12 protein-coding genes and 2 pseudogenes are annotated in these 15,057 nt (G+C 57.1%); 8 read left to right on the forward strand and 6 right to left on the reverse strand.

Translation table 11 applies throughout. The features are described from left to right. The first annotated feature begins 35 nt into the window (after positions 1-35). Positions 36-278: an AAA family ATPase gene (locus tag N2599_RS37930; RefSeq protein ID WP_051336725.1), complete on the forward strand. Its 243-nt coding sequence runs from the start codon at positions 36-38 to the stop codon at positions 276-278. 58 nt (positions 279-336) lie between these two features. Here N2599_RS37930 and N2599_RS25780 read toward each other — a convergent pair whose 3' ends face one another. Then, a complete protein-coding gene (locus N2599_RS25780) occupies positions 337-1,356 on the reverse strand; it encodes a LacI family DNA-binding transcriptional regulator (RefSeq protein WP_027512142.1) in 1,020 nt (339 codons plus the stop codon). Between the two features lie 170 nt (positions 1,357-1,526). On the opposite strand from N2599_RS25780, the gene N2599_RS25785 reads away from it, so the two are divergent. The 6 genes from N2599_RS25785 (at position 1,527) to N2599_RS25810 (ending at position 8,997) form a co-directional block, all read left to right on the forward strand. Next, on the forward strand, positions 1,527-2,786 hold the full coding sequence (locus tag N2599_RS25785; protein WP_027512143.1) for an ABC transporter substrate-binding protein: 1,260 nt from the start codon (positions 1,527-1,529) through the stop codon (positions 2,784-2,786). A 68-nt stretch (positions 2,787-2,854) separates the two neighbouring features. After that, on the forward strand, positions 2,855-3,736 hold the full coding sequence (locus N2599_RS25790) for a carbohydrate ABC transporter permease (protein WP_027512144.1): 882 nt from the start codon (positions 2,855-2,857) through the stop codon (positions 3,734-3,736). Beyond that, positions 3,729-4,565, forward strand: a complete 837-nt coding sequence (locus tag N2599_RS25795; protein WP_027512145.1) for a carbohydrate ABC transporter permease — start codon at positions 3,729-3,731, stop codon at positions 4,563-4,565. The genes N2599_RS25790 and N2599_RS25795 overlap by 8 nt, the downstream gene beginning before the upstream one ends. 13 nt (positions 4,566-4,578) lie before the next feature. Beyond that, positions 4,579-5,721 carry an ABC transporter ATP-binding protein gene (locus N2599_RS25800; protein WP_027512146.1) on the forward strand — a complete coding sequence of 381 codons (1,143 nt, stop codon included), beginning with the start codon at positions 4,579-4,581 and terminating at the stop codon, positions 5,719-5,721. Positions 5,722-5,861: 140 nt separating this feature from the next. Further along, positions 5,862-7,217, forward strand: coding sequence for a NosD domain-containing protein (locus N2599_RS25805; protein ID WP_027512147.1), 1,356 nt, complete (start codon positions 5,862-5,864; stop codon positions 7,215-7,217). A gap of 112 nt (positions 7,218-7,329) precedes the next feature. Next, positions 7,330-8,997 carry a GH32 C-terminal domain-containing protein gene (locus N2599_RS25810; protein WP_051336734.1) on the forward strand — a complete coding sequence of 556 codons (1,668 nt, stop codon included), beginning with the start codon at positions 7,330-7,332 and terminating at the stop codon, positions 8,995-8,997. A 40-nt stretch (positions 8,998-9,037) separates the two neighbouring features. Here N2599_RS25810 and N2599_RS25815 read toward each other — a convergent pair. The 3 genes and pseudogenes from N2599_RS25815 to N2599_RS25825 all read right to left on the reverse strand — a co-directional run. Continuing rightward, a pseudogene (locus N2599_RS25815) lies at positions 9,038-9,286 on the reverse strand (IS110 family RNA-guided transposase); the annotation flags it as partial. After that, a pseudogene (locus tag N2599_RS25820) lies at positions 9,286-9,460 on the reverse strand (XdhC family protein); the annotation flags it as partial. The pseudogenes N2599_RS25815 and N2599_RS25820, both read right to left, overlap by 1 nt. 78 nt (positions 9,461-9,538) lie before the next feature. Then, positions 9,539-11,197, reverse strand: a complete 1,659-nt coding sequence (locus N2599_RS25825) for an acyltransferase (RefSeq protein WP_027512150.1) — start codon at positions 11,195-11,197, stop codon at positions 9,539-9,541. Between the two features lie 272 nt (positions 11,198-11,469). On the opposite strand from N2599_RS25825, the gene N2599_RS25830 reads away from it, so the two are divergent. Further along, positions 11,470-12,261, forward strand: coding sequence for a FadR/GntR family transcriptional regulator (locus tag N2599_RS25830; RefSeq protein WP_198521530.1), 792 nt, complete (start codon positions 11,470-11,472; stop codon positions 12,259-12,261). A gap of 32 nt (positions 12,262-12,293) precedes the next feature. Here N2599_RS25830 and N2599_RS25835 read toward each other — a convergent pair whose 3' ends face one another. Together N2599_RS25835 and N2599_RS25840 are read right to left on the reverse strand one after the other, a co-directional pair. Next, positions 12,294-13,082, reverse strand: a complete 789-nt coding sequence (locus tag N2599_RS25835; protein ID WP_027512152.1) for a discoidin/SUN/FTP domain-containing protein — start codon at positions 13,080-13,082, stop codon at positions 12,294-12,296. An 11-nt stretch (positions 13,083-13,093) separates the two neighbouring features. Continuing rightward, positions 13,094-14,884: a heparinase II/III domain-containing protein gene (locus N2599_RS25840; protein ID WP_027512153.1), complete on the reverse strand. Its 1,791-nt coding sequence runs from the start codon at positions 14,882-14,884 to the stop codon at positions 13,094-13,096. Between the last annotated feature and the right edge of the window lie 173 nt (positions 14,885-15,057).

Consider the following 15,057-nt stretch of genomic DNA (forward strand, 5'->3'; position numbering starts at 1 on the left):
TTCGAGCATCGCATCAGGAAAGCGAAAGACGCACCATGCCTGTCGCTATTTTGATCGGAGCTTCTGGGTCGGGCAAGACCACGATTGCTCGGGCCGTCTCGGAACGCTTTCGAGACAATGTCGAAGTTCTCTTCTTTGACCGGATAGGCGTGCCTACCTTCGAGGACATGGTGAGAGAATATGGGTCGAGTGAGGCGTGGCAGCGGGCCAAGACCATTGAATGGATGAAAGACATATCAAGTGTCCGCCATATTCCCGCAACCACCTCTTGCCGTTGACGCGTACGCTGAAAAAACCGGCCGGTTTGCGCTCAACCAGGTGTCCCGCTTCGTGGCACTACAAGGAGCACACCGAAGTTCGCTCGACCAATTTACAGGACACAACGCGGCGGCTCGGACAGACCTCAGTTCCGGCCACCACGCTGTTCAACAGTTCCGCCCCTTCGAGGCCGAGATTATAATACGGCAAAGCCGCAGTGGTCAGCTCCGGCTTCAGCGCCTGGGAAACGGTCCGGAAGTCGTCAAAGCCGACGATACTCACATCCTCGGGGATACGGAAACCCAATGCCATGGCCGCAATGTAGACTTGGATCGCCATTTCGTCGTTGCCGCTCATGATTGCCGTCGGTCGATCCTTTTGTTGAAGCATCTCGGTTGCGGCAGCAAAAACGTAGTTCTTCTCTGCTCCTACCGGTCCTTCCATCCCGAGACGGATAGTCAGGTCGTTCTCCCCAAGGCCAAAATCTCCGATGGTTTTGCGGAATGCATCGAGGCGCAGTTCCGCGCCCAACAAAATGGGATTGAGCCGGATGTAGCCGATCTTTCGATGGCCCCTTTCAAGCAGATAGCGTGTCAGGTCCTGCGCACCCTGATAGTCATCGGGTTCGATCGACGGCAACAGCTCGCCCGTGCGAGGTCGACAGTTGATCATGACTGTGGGGATGCCGACGTCGCCGGTTTCGGGATCAACAATGCGATGGTACATCGTTACGTAGAGAACACCGTCAATGCGATGCGATTGGAACAGTTTCCAAATTTTAATTTCCTGCTCGGACGCACCGCCGGTGTTTGCCATCAGGATGGTTTTGCCGTTAGCATTAGCCCAATCCTGGATCCCGCGAACGATATCCACTGAATAAGGCGTCGTCGACACGTAGTCAGCGATGATACCAAATGTGTTGGAGCGACTTGAGCGTATTTGGCGCGCGGCCATATTAGGCACATATCCGAGGTCTCGAATTGCCCTTTCTACCCTCTCCCTCGTTTCCTCGGTCACATATGGTTCGCCGTTAATGACCCGCGACACAGTTTTGTTGGAAACCCCCGCCACTTTCGCGACGCTGACTATGCTGACCATGTATGCCGATCTCCTTGCTGGGATTCTTTTTAAACCAGACGCATGACAACGTCGACATATTTCTCTGACAACGTCGACATTCAACATTGACAACGTTGTCATGCGGAGACTATCTTCGCAGCAGGAAGGAGGGCTCAATGCCAGCGCAACGAGCCCAATGGGAGGAATCGATGAAAAAATTGCTCTGCGCCAGCGCACTCGCGCTTGTTTTCATGGCCGCCACTGCCAATGCCGAAACCATCAACATTCTGGTGGAAGGTGGCGGCGAAATGTTACAGAAGTCGGTCGCCGAGAAATTTACTGCCGAAACAGGCATCAAGGTGAACTTCACGGTCGTGCCCTATCAAGGCGTCTTTGACAAATTCTCAGCCGAGATTGCTTCCGGTTCGTCCGCGTTCGATGTCGTGACGATCGATGTCGTATGGAATGCGAAGTTTGCAGACCATGTCGAAGACCTCTCTCCTCTTTTCAACGATGAGGTTCGTGCGGATTTTCCGCCTGTCTTGCTTGCCGATGCAAAGGTCAGCGACAAATTGATCGGCATGCCCGCATGGGCGAATGCAGAGATCGTCTTCTATCGAAAGGATCTCTTCGACAAGGCGGAGGAAAAGGAGGCTTTTCAGGCAAAGTTTGGCTATCCTCTCGCGCCGCCCAAAACCTGGCAGCAATGGCGCGACATTGCGAAATTTTTCACGCGCGACACTGACGGCGATGGAAAGACTGATTTCTGGGGCACCCATACCATCGGCACCTTTTCAGAGGAATGGATGGCGCATGTCCTGCAGGCGGGTTCGCCCGGGGTGATCCTCGACAAGGATGGACAGGTTATAATCGACAATGAAGCGCACAAGAAGGCGCTCGAGTTCTACATCGCGCCGCACTGCACCGATCATTCCGTCCCTGAAAACGTCAATGAAATCGGCTGGGGCGAAGCCCAGAACCTCTTCTACCAGGGCAAGACCGCGATGATGAAATTCTGGGGCCACGCATACAAGATGACGCCCCCGGACTCCAAGATCAGCGGTCAGGTCGGCGTTGCACCGATGCTGGCTGGCGATGCTGGAATCGGGGCCATTCCCGGTCCATGGTACAACGTCGTCCCATCGACCTCCCAGCACAAGGACGCCGCCAAAAAATTCATCGCGTTTGCGATCGCTAATAACGCGCTGGGCATCGAGGCGCCGCTCGGCCTCGCCGCGACGAATTCCGCTTATCGCAGCTATGCCGGCAAGCCCGGCTATGAGCATTTCACGCCGCTTCTCGAGACGCTGAGCGCTCCGGCGACGCAAGGTCGACCGATAACAGGGAAATATCAGGAAATAGTCGACGAAGCGGTGCTGCCCGCCGTCCAGCAGGCGCTTACCTGTAAGGCGGATATCGGTGAAGTCCTGACGGAAGCCAGGGAAACGATTGAGGACATTCTCAACTAGCCTCGCACATTCCTCAACATCGCGCGGGTGGATATGCCACCCGCGTCCTTTAGCTTTCGGAGACGGACATGTCGGGTGAAGACCGATTTGTACTTTGCATGCTCGCGCCTGCAGTCGCCATCCTCGGCGTGCTGGTCGCTTACCCGGTGGGGCTCCTGGTACTCGACTCCTTTTTCAAGGTCGATACGATCACGCCCCATCTACGCGAATGGGTCGGCCTGCAGAACTATGTCGATGCCCTGACGTCGAAACGTGTTGCGGAAAGCGCTCTGCGGACCGTTCAGTATTCGGTCTTCGCGCTCTTTTTCGAGTTCACGTTCGGCTTCTGTGCGGCTCTGCTTTTTTCGGCGCTTGCCGGCCAATCGCGGTGGCATCGCACGATCTTCGCTCTGCCGCTGATGGTTCCTCCCATCGTCGCGGGTCTACTCTGGCGATTTCTGCTCGTCGGCAATATCGGCATCCTGAACTACGGGCTCGTCCGTCTGGGTCTCATAAGCGATCCGGAAGCGATCGCATGGTTGTCCAGCAAAGATATCGTCATCTATTCTGTTTCCTTTGCCGACATCTGGCTGACGACTTCCTTTGTCGCCCTTGTGTCCTTTGCCGGGCTGACGAACATCCCGAAAGACCTGCTGGAGGCAGCGCGGATCGACGGGGCGAATGCGCTCAAGCGCTTTTGGCATGTCACCCTTCCCCTCATGCGGCCGGTGATCGCCGTCGTGGTGATCGTGCGGGGCGTGGATGCTGCAAAGACATTCGACCTGATCTGGATACAGACGCAGGGTGGTCCCAGTCACGCTTCTGAAGTGTTCTCGATGAACATCTACCAGCGCATGGTTCGGTTCGGCGATCTCGGCGAGGCTTCCGCGTCCGGAACATTGTTTCTCATCGTCATGATGCTCTTGGCGGCAGTCGCCTATTGGAAGATATGGAGGCCGGTACATGCGTAGAGCTCCCCGCCTCAATCTCAGCGGAATCCTGATCAACGCGGCAGCCCTCGTGTTGGTGCTATCCTACGCGCTGCCTTACATCTATCTGCTCATGACCTCCATCAAGCCGGCGGCTGATGTCCAGCAGATCCCGCCAAGCTTCTTTCCCGCCGTTGTCTCGTTCGAGAATTTCCGCGAAGTGCTGCAATCCTCCACTTTGCCGAGAGCCTTCGTGAATTCCCTCACCGTCGCGGTGCTGACGACTGCTCTCTCGCTTTCGGTGGCCGTGCCTGCCGCTTACGTGGCTACGCAGTACCGGCGCCGGATCACCACCATTTTCCTGCTCTTTGCCCTGGTGACGCGCATGGTGCCGTCGGTGGCGCTCGGAGTGCCGCTGTTCCAGCTTTTGAAATCTGTGGGTCTGCTCGATACCATTCCAGGCCTGGTGCTCGCTCACACGTCGGCCGCGGTACCACTGGCACTGCTCCTCATGTCTGCGTTCTTCGAGGGCATACCGAAGGAGCTCGAAGAAGCGGCGCGCATGGATGGCTGCACACGATTCCAGGCGTTTCGAAAGATCGTGCTTCCGGTCATGAAAGGGGGGATAGCGGTCACCGCGCTCTTTACCTTCATCACAAGCTGGAACGAGTTCCTCTACGCGCTGCTGCTCACGTCCGAGGCGACCAAAACGGCGCCGATCGTCATCGCCGAATACAATTCGGTCTACGGGCTTGCCTGGGGGGCGATGACAGCTGCAGCCGTGCTCTACTCGCTTCCGGTCATCATCGTAACGCTCGCACTTCAGAAACAGATCGTCGGCGGCCTGACTTTCGGCGCTGTAAAGGGATGAGGGAGGCAAAAGCATGGCCGGCATAGAGTTGCGCAATATCAATAAGATCTACGGAAACCGCTTTCACGCGCTCCAGGATCTGAGTTTCGATATCCGTGATGGCGAGTTCATGGTTTTCGTCGGTCCGTCCGGATGCGGGAAATCGACAGCACTTCGGATGATTGCCGGCCTGGAGAGCATTTCCAGTGGCGAACTCAGGATCGGTGACAGGTTAGTCAACGATGTCGATCCCAAGGATCGCGACATTGCCATGGTCTTCCAGTCCTACGCGCTCTACCCGCACAAGACAGTGCGGGAGAACATCGCCTTTCCCTTGCTGATGGCAGGCCTGTCGAAGACCGAGATTGCCAGCCGCATAGACGAAGCCGCACGCATCCTCGAACTGACGACTTTGCTCGACCGCAGGCCGGCACTCCTTTCAGGAGGCCAGCGTCAGCGTGTCGCCATGGGACGGGCGATCGTCCGCAAACCAGCGGCCTTCCTGATGGATGAACCGTTGTCGAACCTCGATGCCAAGCTGCGCGTGCAGATGCGCGCCGAGATCGCCAGTCTCCAGAGAAAACTGAATGTCACGACGATTTACGTGACCCACGACCAGGTCGAGGCGATGACGATGGGTGACCGCGTCGCTGTCATGAAAGGCGGCGTGTTGCAGCAAGTCGACACACCACAAAACCTGTACAATCGACCTGACAATGTCTTTGTCGCCGCCTTTATCGGATCGCCCTCGATGAATTTGTACGAGGCCGTTCTGAATGGAAGGACGCTGACACTGGGCAGCAACAGGTTGGAAATCCCCGACCGGGTTTTCGAAGACCGCCCCTCGCTCAACGGTGCGTCTCACCGTCAGGTGATTGTGGGCATCCGGCCCGAGCACATGAACGACGCCGCAATCCGGCCTTCTTCGGCCGAGATCTCGGCCCCGGTTACTCTTGTTGAGGCGCTAGGTTCTGAATCCATGGTGCATCTGAATATCGACGCAACCCGGGTGGATGCCGGCGACCCGGACGCCGTCGTCGACATCGGCAACGAAAAGGCTGCTGTAGCCCGCTTTTCTCCGAAGAGCACAGTCCGCGCAGGTGGCATCGCGCGCATCGCTGTCGATGCCGAAGAACTTCACTTCTTTGAACCGGACATCCGCACCAGCATCTGGTGATGGTGCGCAGGATCTTGCTCCAAACTCAAACAAGAGAGCCGTTGAATGCATTTCCCCCAGGCGGCTTGCGCACGACAACCAATCAAGAACATCGGTCTACTCTCGCTGTGGAGTAGGAAATGGCCGAGGAGACATTAGCAATGGTAAGTGAGAACTTTTACGACGTAACACGATATCCCGTAGGCAACCCCTATGAGGATATTGGGTCGGTCATCAATAGCATCATTGCGGATATTAAAAGCAGGCAAGCGGTTCCCGACCTAAACGACGGCGGAAAGCCTGGAGCAGTGATCTATATACCGCCAGGCGATTATCGTCTTGTCACTCAAGTCGTTATAGACGTGAGCTATCTGAAGATTGTGGGCTCGGGACATGGTTTTACGTCTTCGAGCATCCGTTTCAATACACCCGCAAACGAACTGGCACAGTGGCGCGAAGTGTGGCCGGGCGGAAGTCGCGTACGTGTGGACATTTCTCCAGAGGCCGCCGACGGTGAGGCTGCCGGAGCCGCGTTCTATGTCAAGCGCACCGGAAGTCCTCGTATAAGCTCTGTGGAGTTTGCTGACTTTTGCATCGATGGCCTGCACTTCATTGACGATGGTTCGGGGCAGAATGATGCAGAAAATACCTACAGGAATGGCAAAACGGGAATCTATGTGGGCAGCGCCAATGACTCATTCCGAATAACGGGTATGGGTCTTATCTATCTGGAGCATGGAGTTACCGTTCATGACGCGGATGCGCTGGCGATAGACAACAATTTCATTGCAGAGTGCGGCAACTGTATCGAATTGAAAGGTATGGGGCAGGCCTCGAGGATAGCGAATAATTTTGTCGGGGCCGGATATAGGGGACATTCCGTCTACGCTGAAAATTATGGCGGCATTCTAGTATCCTCAAACAACGTGTTCCCTCGAGGCGCCAGCAGCGTCTATTTTTCCGGCGTGGTGCGTTCGTCGATCACAGGAAACAGATTCCATTCCTTCTATCCCGGAATGCTGGTTTTTGCTGAGAACTGTTGCGAAAACCTGGTTTCCTCAAATCACTTCCTGCGAGATCGAGAGCCGTGGGCGCCCATGCAGAAGTACGATAACGGCCTGGATGACCTGTTCGGACTTTTGCGCATTGATGGCAGCAACAATTCTGTAATCGCCAACCACATTTCAGAAACGATCGATACTCAATATATCAAGCCTCTCGCCGTAAAGCCTGTGATCATCAATGTGGTTGCCGGTAGCGGCAACTACATAGCCAATAATCACATCGTGGCTACGACCGAAATGTCGCAAATCAACGATGCACCAAACAGTGCGTGTTTCTCAACGCAAGTGGGCGCATTGCTTTCAACAAGCAATTTGAAGGCGCTCGAAGTAACGGCAGTACTGGTTCAAAGGGGGTCGGTGCGGAATACAGTCCTGGATTCGGGCAGTGACGAACAGGTCGGGATGGAGAGAACAGTGAATGCATTCAGGGGCACTCCAGTTCCTGGGCGATAGTCGGCAAAGTTTCAATATAGACCGAGCGTAGCTAGAGCGTCTGTCGAAAATTCAGTGACTATTCGGAGTTGTGTTCATGACGAACCAAGTGGAACGGGAAGATGGCCCGTTGATGACGCAAAACCTATTCCTACCCTTGGGGTACTGCTTGGAGTTTTGGGCCGCGGGCGACGGCTTTTTTCGTTTCAACATTGATGGGAAAACGGTTTGGCAGGCTCGGTCATTTGCCATCCATCCGGAGTTTTTCTCGTATCACCACAGGGAAGCTTGCGAGGTCACTGTTGTCACCAATGCGCCGAACGCTGTTCTGTGGGCCTATGGATATCAGCCTCAAACCGTGAACGAGACCGGTATAACAGTGTTTGAATTTTCGGATAAAGGGATCCTTCAACGCACCGGTGCGGAAATTGAAGATTGGCTTCGGTCCGATCCGGATCGTCCTACGCTTCATTTCTCGCCAATCCGGCATTGGATGAACGACCCCGTAGGTCTCTGCAAGATCGACGAGATATGGCACCTTTTTTATCAATTCCATCCCAGTGGCAGTGATTGGGGACCGATGCACTGGGGACATGCGACCAGCCGCGATCTGGTCAATTGGCTTCACATGCCGGTATTTCTGCATCCAGAACAGAACCTGTGGCGTCTCGGCGCCACGGGAGGCGCATTCTCCGGCAACGCCTTTCGGGATCGAGATGGAAGTTTGATGTTCTTTTACACCGAGCGCCTGCCCGCCTATGACCTTTTCAAGGGTTATCGGGAAATCCAGAAAATAGCGCGCCCAGATCGGCGGATGATCAAGGCGGAAGGCATTGTGACGGTGTTGGAGCAGCGTCCCGACGGGGTGGAGCACGACTTCCGCGATCCAAAGGTTTGGTGGGACGATGCAGCCAACGCCTATCGCATGATACTCGGCGCGTCGATCGAGGGCGATCCCGCTGTGTTGTTGTTCGGCTCCGGCGATGGTCTCGATTGGCAATATCTCAGGCCGCTCTACCGTGCGCCGGTTACCTTCCGCCAAGAAGGCGCGCGTGCGGTCGAATGCCCGGATTTCTTCCCGCTGGAGGATAAGTGGGTTCTGGTGATGGGCTTTGTTGGCCACGTCGAGCCACGAACACGGCGCCGCAATCTCCTTTATGCCCTGGTCGGCGAGTTGATCAACGATGCCTTCGTACCCGACACGTCGGAACTGCAATTGCTGGATTTCGGCACCGACTATTACGCGATGCAGAGTTTCGAGGCAGACGGACGTCAGATCGCCTTTGCCTGGCTTTTCAACTGGGAATACCGCAAGCCCGAGGGTTCATCCTATTCCGGGGAACTGTCCCTGCCCCGTGCTCTAAGTCTGAGCGAAGACAAGAAGAAGCTGCTCATGCTGCCAGTGATCGAAGTCGCCGAGCGGTATGCCGCCGATCCTGTCGTCGAGGACAAAAGCGGCAAATTCTCGCTGCCGAAGGCTCCCATCGAAATCCGCCTTTCCGGACCGCTTGAGGGCAGCAAGCTCGTCGCGACGCAGGGCGGCGAACTTGCCTTCGAGGTGAACGTCGCCGAGGGTGTCCTCTCGATCCGGCTCGCCCAGGACGACGGCTCGATCCAATACGTGGCGGAGCTTGGCGGCGGGAAGGACCTTCGTCTGTTTCATGATCATGGAATCGTCGAGATCTTCGCCGACGGCGGAACGGTCTGTGGAACCCGCCGCGGCTATGCGAATATCGAGCCCGATCACCTGGAAATCTCATCGTCCGCTTCAGCACAGGTTATCGAAAGGAATTTGAGATGATCCTCTGCTGCGGCGAAGCGCCTTCCATGGTGTCGGTGCCGCGCGAGATGTCGTCGATCTCCGCATCGATCAGCCGGGCAAAGAACTCGCCAATGCCAAGGATCGTCTTCAACAGCTTCACATTGGCCTTGGTCATCGCCCGGATCGTCGCTTCCGACTGCTTGATCCGCACATTGATGTCGTCGATGAACTCGAGGCCACGGTCGATCTGGATGCGGTCGATCTCTGAGGCGTTGACCTTCGCGAGCTGGACGCGGACTGCCTTGCCGAACAGGTCGCCGAGCTTCTTATCGCTTCAGCAATCACGGCACTTTCGACGCAACCGCCCGAGACCGAGCCGTGAAAATTACCCTCGCTATCGGTAACGAGATGGCTCCCGGCCCAGCCCGACCCGGCCCAGCCCAGCCCAGCCCAGAGCCCAGGTTTCGATCACCGTCGCGACCGCAACATTGCGGCCATTCACGTCAAAGTAGCAACCTCACTCACCTGCAATGCGGTGAGAGACTTAATGGTTTTTCTCGACCGTCAGTGATAAAAAACGCTAAAGGCCCTGTCCGACCGATCGGGCCCGATGCACGCCTTGTGGAACGAAGGCAAACTCGCCCGCTATGCCAAGAAGGTCGGCAGCCAGATGCAGCGTTGAAAGCCACATCTCTGTGCCTTGCAAACCCGCTACTTGGCCGTCCGCAAAAGCGAAACCCTGTCCGGAAACCCATCGGTCTTGCGCTTGGAGGATGATTGTCTCAGCCACATTTTCCGCCTGCGCACGCATGAAATCCGTTTGCTTGAGGCAAAGCCAAAGTGGATGGATCGTATCGAGCAGATTGCAGGCGGTGTAGGTCGCTCCTGAAAATCCGCGGTTGCTGCGGTAATGAGAAAGCACGGAGTTAATCGCCGCTTCCGGCAAAGGCACCGGAATGCCGAATTGAGCATAGGCTCCGCGCGTCAGCCGGTAGAAACCGTTGACGGGCTGCAACAGGCCTTGCTCAGCCGTCGGTTTTCCCCAAAGCCCCGTTGCACGATCCACATGAGTCGCCAGCCAGCCAAAGAGAATTTCTTTTCCGCGGCCACTTTTGAAATATCGCGCGTTGAAATAAAGCGCAGTGGCGATCGCATCCACCCGATCGCCACACAGCCAAGCGCGCGTGCTCCAGGGAAAGGATTCCAGCCAATCGAAGAGCGCTGAAGCGTCCAGTTCAACTCCGGAAATGGGATGAGATGGATGGGTGCCGAGAATTTCCAGCGCATACCCGATCGAGAGTACGTTATAGAGCGCCAGCGTATCCTCCCGGATATTCGCCGCCGGATTCGGTAGCCGATAGGGATCGGGGAAAAAGCCATTCGATGGATCTTGCAGCGCCTGCAGGCGATCGATGATCGATTTTGCCTCGTCGCCCGTCGGCGGTTGACCAAAACCGGCTGCGATCTCGATAGCATCGCATTGATGTCGGATTGCCTTGCGGACCATCCCGTCCGCCTCTGCCGAAATGTATCCCTCCGGCGTCGAATGACGCACCAGCGCATCACGCCATTCAGTTTCGGCGGTTTTGCTGATACGCGTCAGCGCATTTTCGACTTCACCCCGCCGGGACCGTGCAATCACCGTCTCTCCCCGGCGACGAACGACTTTAGCGGGCACGCCGGCGACGATCGCCAGCTTCGGCACGTCCTTCGTCACCACCGCTCCTGCTGCGATGACGGCGCCATTGCCGATAGTCACGCCATCGAGGATGACCGCGTTAGCGCCGATCCAGACGTCATCGCCGATCAGGATTCCAAGCGCTATGTGCGGTTGATCATTGATCGGCACATCCGGATCGTCGAAACCGTGGTTGAACCCGACGATCGAGACCAGCGATGCGATGCGCACGCCGTTTCCGCAGCGCACTTTTCCGGAAATGCAGGCATAGGGATTGACCGAGCAGTTGGAGCCGAATTCGACATCGCCTCGCACAAGGGCATGCCCAGCAATCCACGAGCCCTCGCCAATGACGAGCGACGCGGTGAAGACGCGTGCGTCGCGGGCAATATAGGCGCTGTCTGCAATTCGTGCACCGGCGGATCGAGCAAGCTCCTCCTTGAGCTTTTTCTGCTGATCACTCCCGATGTCCTGCGCACTGCGCTCCCAGGTCAGGAATTGCAACCTTGCATCTCTTTCCGTGTCGACTGCGGAACGGTTTTTGGAAATTTCTTTATCCATCCGCATGGCCTCGCTCACCTTGCACTTGCTGCCACGATTATCGACGGCATCCGCCGTAGGTTTCATAAAGATAGGGCATCTCTCAAGCTCGGGGCGCGCGCACTATGTCATCATACCAATTTTCGGCACCGCGGGCCTGGAACCGAATACAGCAGGCATTTTCCAGCGTCCAGCTTTACTTTCCCCAGAAGGGCCCCGCGCGAAGACCTTGCAAAATACGATACAAAAGCATTGTTGTATTGCAACGACGCAGGATTTGTCATACATGTGTGATGAATACGGCGATCGCCTTGAAGATCGCCCGCATTCCATTAAGGGGATCGAGCGTGACCATCCAGACCAAGGATCGCAGCAAGGGGCCGGGGTCACTGGTTTCGAAAGTCGGACAAAGCCTTCGTCACGCGATTGCGAGCGGCCAATATGTCCCCGGCGACAAGCTCCCGAGCGAGGTTGAGCTGACCGAAACCCACCGGGTGAGCCGGACGGTGGTGCGCGAAGCCGTGGCCGCGATGAAGTCGGATGGGCTTGTCGAGGTGCGGCAGGGTGCGGGCATCTTCGTTCTTGACCCCGACATCCAAGCGCCGTTCAACCGAAGGATCGACAAGGCGCGTGTCTCGTCGGACCTCGAGGTGCTGGAAGTCAGAGCGCCGTTGGAAATCGAGGCCGCCGGCCTTGCGGCCTTGCGGCGCTCCCCGGCCCAGGAAGAAGCAATCTTCGAATGTCACCGGCAGATCCTTCGCTGCATCGAAAACGACCAGTCGATCCGCGAAGCCGATCTTGCACTTCACTTCGCCATCGCCGATGCGACCAACAACCCGTTGTTCCGGCAGCATCTGGAGTTTCACGGGGCGGCGGCTATTCCGCAGTCGAAAGTGATGCCCGACCCGCGCCCTGCCGATCAGACTGCCTACCGGCGGATGATCCACAAGGAGCATGAAGTGATTGTCATGGCGATCTCCGACCGGGACGAGGAAGCAGCCCGCAACGCCATGCGCGACCACCTGCGAGGCAGCCAGATTCGCTACCGCGATCTGCTCCGGGACTTCCGGGCATTTTCATCCTGACACTGCAATTCCCGACGCTTCCACGTTTACGATCAGTCCACTTCGCGGCCCCAGACTTCGATCTGGGTCAGTGCCGGAAAGGGAGAAGGGTCGTCGGCCTTGATGAGGCTGTGCAACCGCACCCATTCCACGGTCTTTTCCGCGAACGGAAAAGATTGCGCGGCACCGGATTTGACCAGTGAGAAGCTCTCCGTCTCTCCATCGGAAAAGGTGATGCTCGCCTTTTCCCACGAGGCATCGTGCGGAAAATCGGCTCGCAGATAGAAGACGATTTCGTCGATCCTGACGGGGCGCCCGAAATCCAGCGTCAGTGCGGCTTCGGGATCACGGTTGATGCCCCAACTCGTATAGGGCCAAAAACCGTGATCGTCGTTCGCCTTTTCGCCATCGATCGCATTGCGGGCGGCAAAGACTGCCTCCCCACGTGTTTCGACATTCGCCTTGGCATGCGGGAAGATGGAGGAATTGGCGTGGTCGTCCCAGGGATTGAACGCCAGATTTCGGCGCGATCCGATCTCCTCCCGCCGCGCCTTGCGGACAAACAGTCGATGGAGCACGCCTTCGAAAGCATGTGGTGAATAGGGAACGCGCTTCGCCTCGAACGGGACGCCGAGCGCATAGGCTTGTCCCTTCATGTAGACCACTGCAGGCTGCATCGCGTCATCAAGCGCCAAGACCAGATGTCCGGGCTCGGACGCTTCGACGACGACGTGATCCCCCTCCTTGTAGGCATCACGATAGACCAGATAGATCTCGTCCATTCCACTTGCCTTGGCACGAACCTCGCCGGCAATGTCAACGACCTTCAGTGTCAGTTCCATCCCCGCCCTCCTCAGACGATCCGCAGGTTCAGGCGCGTCCCGGCAAAGGGGATACGCAGCCGGTAGATTTTTGACGGCCAGGAAAGGCGCAGGCGGGCGTCGTCGATATCGATCGTGTCGACCTCAATCTCGCCGCCGCCATCGAGTTCGATCCGTCCCAGGCTTTCGAGATGAAGATTTTGGCCATCCACGGCCGGCTTTGCGCAGGTCATCAGCGACAGCACGGCCGGCAGGTCGCCGTCATGGCTATCGGAAACCTCCACGTGCTGCCCGCGCAGCAGCGTGACGGTTCGGCGATAAGTTCGCACCTTGGCAACTGCCGAATAGGCGGAGGCAAGGTCGAGAGATATCCGCGCAGAACCTTCATTGAACTCCACATCCACGTCGCGCGCAGCAAAATCCGCGCCATCCGACTGCATCACGCCGCCGAACGTCGGCAGGTTGTGGAAGGCGGACTGCATGGTCCAGATTTCATAGCGCCGTGGCGAGAAGGTTTTGGACGTATAGGTTTCGACGCCGATATCAATCAGGAAGGGCTTGCCGTCCTTGTAGAGCGTCAGACTGCCGACATCGTTGTGATTGTGGCTTTCGCCATTGTTGCCGCCTTTAACTGCCAGCGCATAATGATCGTCGCGGGCAACGAACAGACCGATGCCGGGGTAAAAGATATCGGTTTTTGATGCGTCAGCCGGCGCGGCTACCAGGTCGGAGCCGACGAGCAGCTCCTGGACGCGGTACCAGAGGTTCCACTCGTCCGGCAGGTGCGGTTTTTTCGATGAAAGCCTGTCATTTGCGGCAAATCGCGCCAGCGCGTCGGATCCGACCGCCTTGCCGAAGAGATATTCGCGCACGGTGCAGGGCTCGATGACAGCGGCGGAATCGGAAAAATTGAAGTATTGCCGGCCGGCCACATGCATGTGGGAAATATATTCCGCCATGCTGCGGATCTTAGGAGCCCGCCAGAGCCTCGCCATGCAGCCCGGTGCCGCCTGATCCAGAATGGCCATCGCGCCGGCCATGCAAAGCGCCGCGTGCCGGTAATAAACGACCCCTTCTTCACAGCCGCCATCCGGAGCATAGTCCTTTACGAATGCATCCAGACTGGAGAGCGCCTTTTCGGTGATCTTTCGACGCAGGCCCTGATCCGTCTTGAGACCGAAGGTCGACAACAGGACATTCTGCGTGATCCACGCCGTCCAGTTGTTCATCCGCTCGGCACCGTTGCCCATCCACCAGAAATGCCGGGTGAGATATGGCGTCAAGAGTCGGGTCCGCACCTCCTGCTCGATACGGGCGCCGACCAGCGGGCTGACCTCGTTCAGCCGATCTCCAAGTAGCGCCACGATCGTAGCCAGCAAGGCGCCCGTTTCAGCCGCGAAAAGATCGATAACCGGCTGTTCGGCATCGGGTAAAGCAAACCTTTGTCCGCCCCGCTCATAGGCATTGTGGGCTGGAAGCTGCCATCCGCTTTCCTCGCAAACAAGAAAGACGCCGTCGACGATTGCATCGATGAAACGCCCCCTGCCCTCCAGCATTTCGGCGAGCACAAGATCGTTCAATCGCCGCCGCCGCGAGAAATAGAGCGCCTCGAAACACGATCGATTGCCGTTCAGCGCATATTCCCGGTAATCGGACGCCTTGATGACCGACCAGGCCTGGCCAAGAGCGGCCTCCGCATCACCGATGACCGCCGTACGCATGTCCGCCGATACGGCTTCCCAAGAGAGGCGATCCGAAAAGGGCGCGCCGGGAACGAAGTCTGCCAATACTGGCGGCAAATCTTCCGCGATCTCGCTAAACATTCGCCCCCTTTTCCACGTCTTCGGCAACAAACCTGGATGCCACCTATCATACGTATTATAAGATGACCATAGAAGTCATATGATTTATCCAGAACTTGTTTGACCAATGTTGGATCTGTGCTATGTCCGGTCACGGCACGGGCTGCGAGAGCGGGTAATTTCGCGCATCACCC

The sequence above is a fragment of the Rhizobium sullae genome (assembly GCF_025200715.1).
Classification (GTDB): domain Bacteria; phylum Pseudomonadota; class Alphaproteobacteria; order Rhizobiales; family Rhizobiaceae; genus Rhizobium; species Rhizobium sullae.

Bases quoted from the DNA above. Each gene is read 5' to 3' on its own strand.
- N2599_RS25805 (WP_027512147.1), top strand. From the start codon at position 5,862: ATGGTAAGTGAGAACTTTTACGACGTAACACGATATCCCGTAGGCAAC.
- N2599_RS25830 (WP_198521530.1), top strand. From the start codon at position 11,470: ATGAATACGGCGATCGCCTTGAAGATCGCCCGCATTCCATTAAGGGGA.
- N2599_RS25790 (WP_027512144.1), top strand. From the start codon at position 2,855: ATGTCGGGTGAAGACCGATTTGTACTTTGCATGCTCGCGCCTGCAGTC.
- N2599_RS25840 (WP_027512153.1), bottom strand. From the start codon at position 14,884: ATGTTTAGCGAGATCGCGGAAGATTTGCCGCCAGTATTGGCAGACTTC.
- N2599_RS37930 (WP_051336725.1), top strand. From the start codon at position 36: ATGCCTGTCGCTATTTTGATCGGAGCTTCTGGGTCGGGCAAGACCACG.
- N2599_RS25785 (WP_027512143.1), top strand. From the start codon at position 1,527: ATGAAAAAATTGCTCTGCGCCAGCGCACTCGCGCTTGTTTTCATGGCC.
- N2599_RS25810 (WP_051336734.1), top strand. From the start codon at position 7,330: ATGACGCAAAACCTATTCCTACCCTTGGGGTACTGCTTGGAGTTTTGG.
- N2599_RS25795 (WP_027512145.1), top strand. From the start codon at position 3,729: ATGCGTAGAGCTCCCCGCCTCAATCTCAGCGGAATCCTGATCAACGCG.
- N2599_RS25825 (WP_027512150.1), bottom strand. From the start codon at position 11,197: ATGGATAAAGAAATTTCCAAAAACCGTTCCGCAGTCGACACGGAAAGA.
- N2599_RS25780 (WP_027512142.1), bottom strand. From the start codon at position 1,356: ATGGTCAGCATAGTCAGCGTCGCGAAAGTGGCGGGGGTTTCCAACAAA.
- N2599_RS25800 (WP_027512146.1), top strand. From the start codon at position 4,579: ATGGCCGGCATAGAGTTGCGCAATATCAATAAGATCTACGGAAACCGC.
- N2599_RS25835 (WP_027512152.1), bottom strand. From the start codon at position 13,082: ATGGAACTGACACTGAAGGTCGTTGACATTGCCGGCGAGGTTCGTGCC.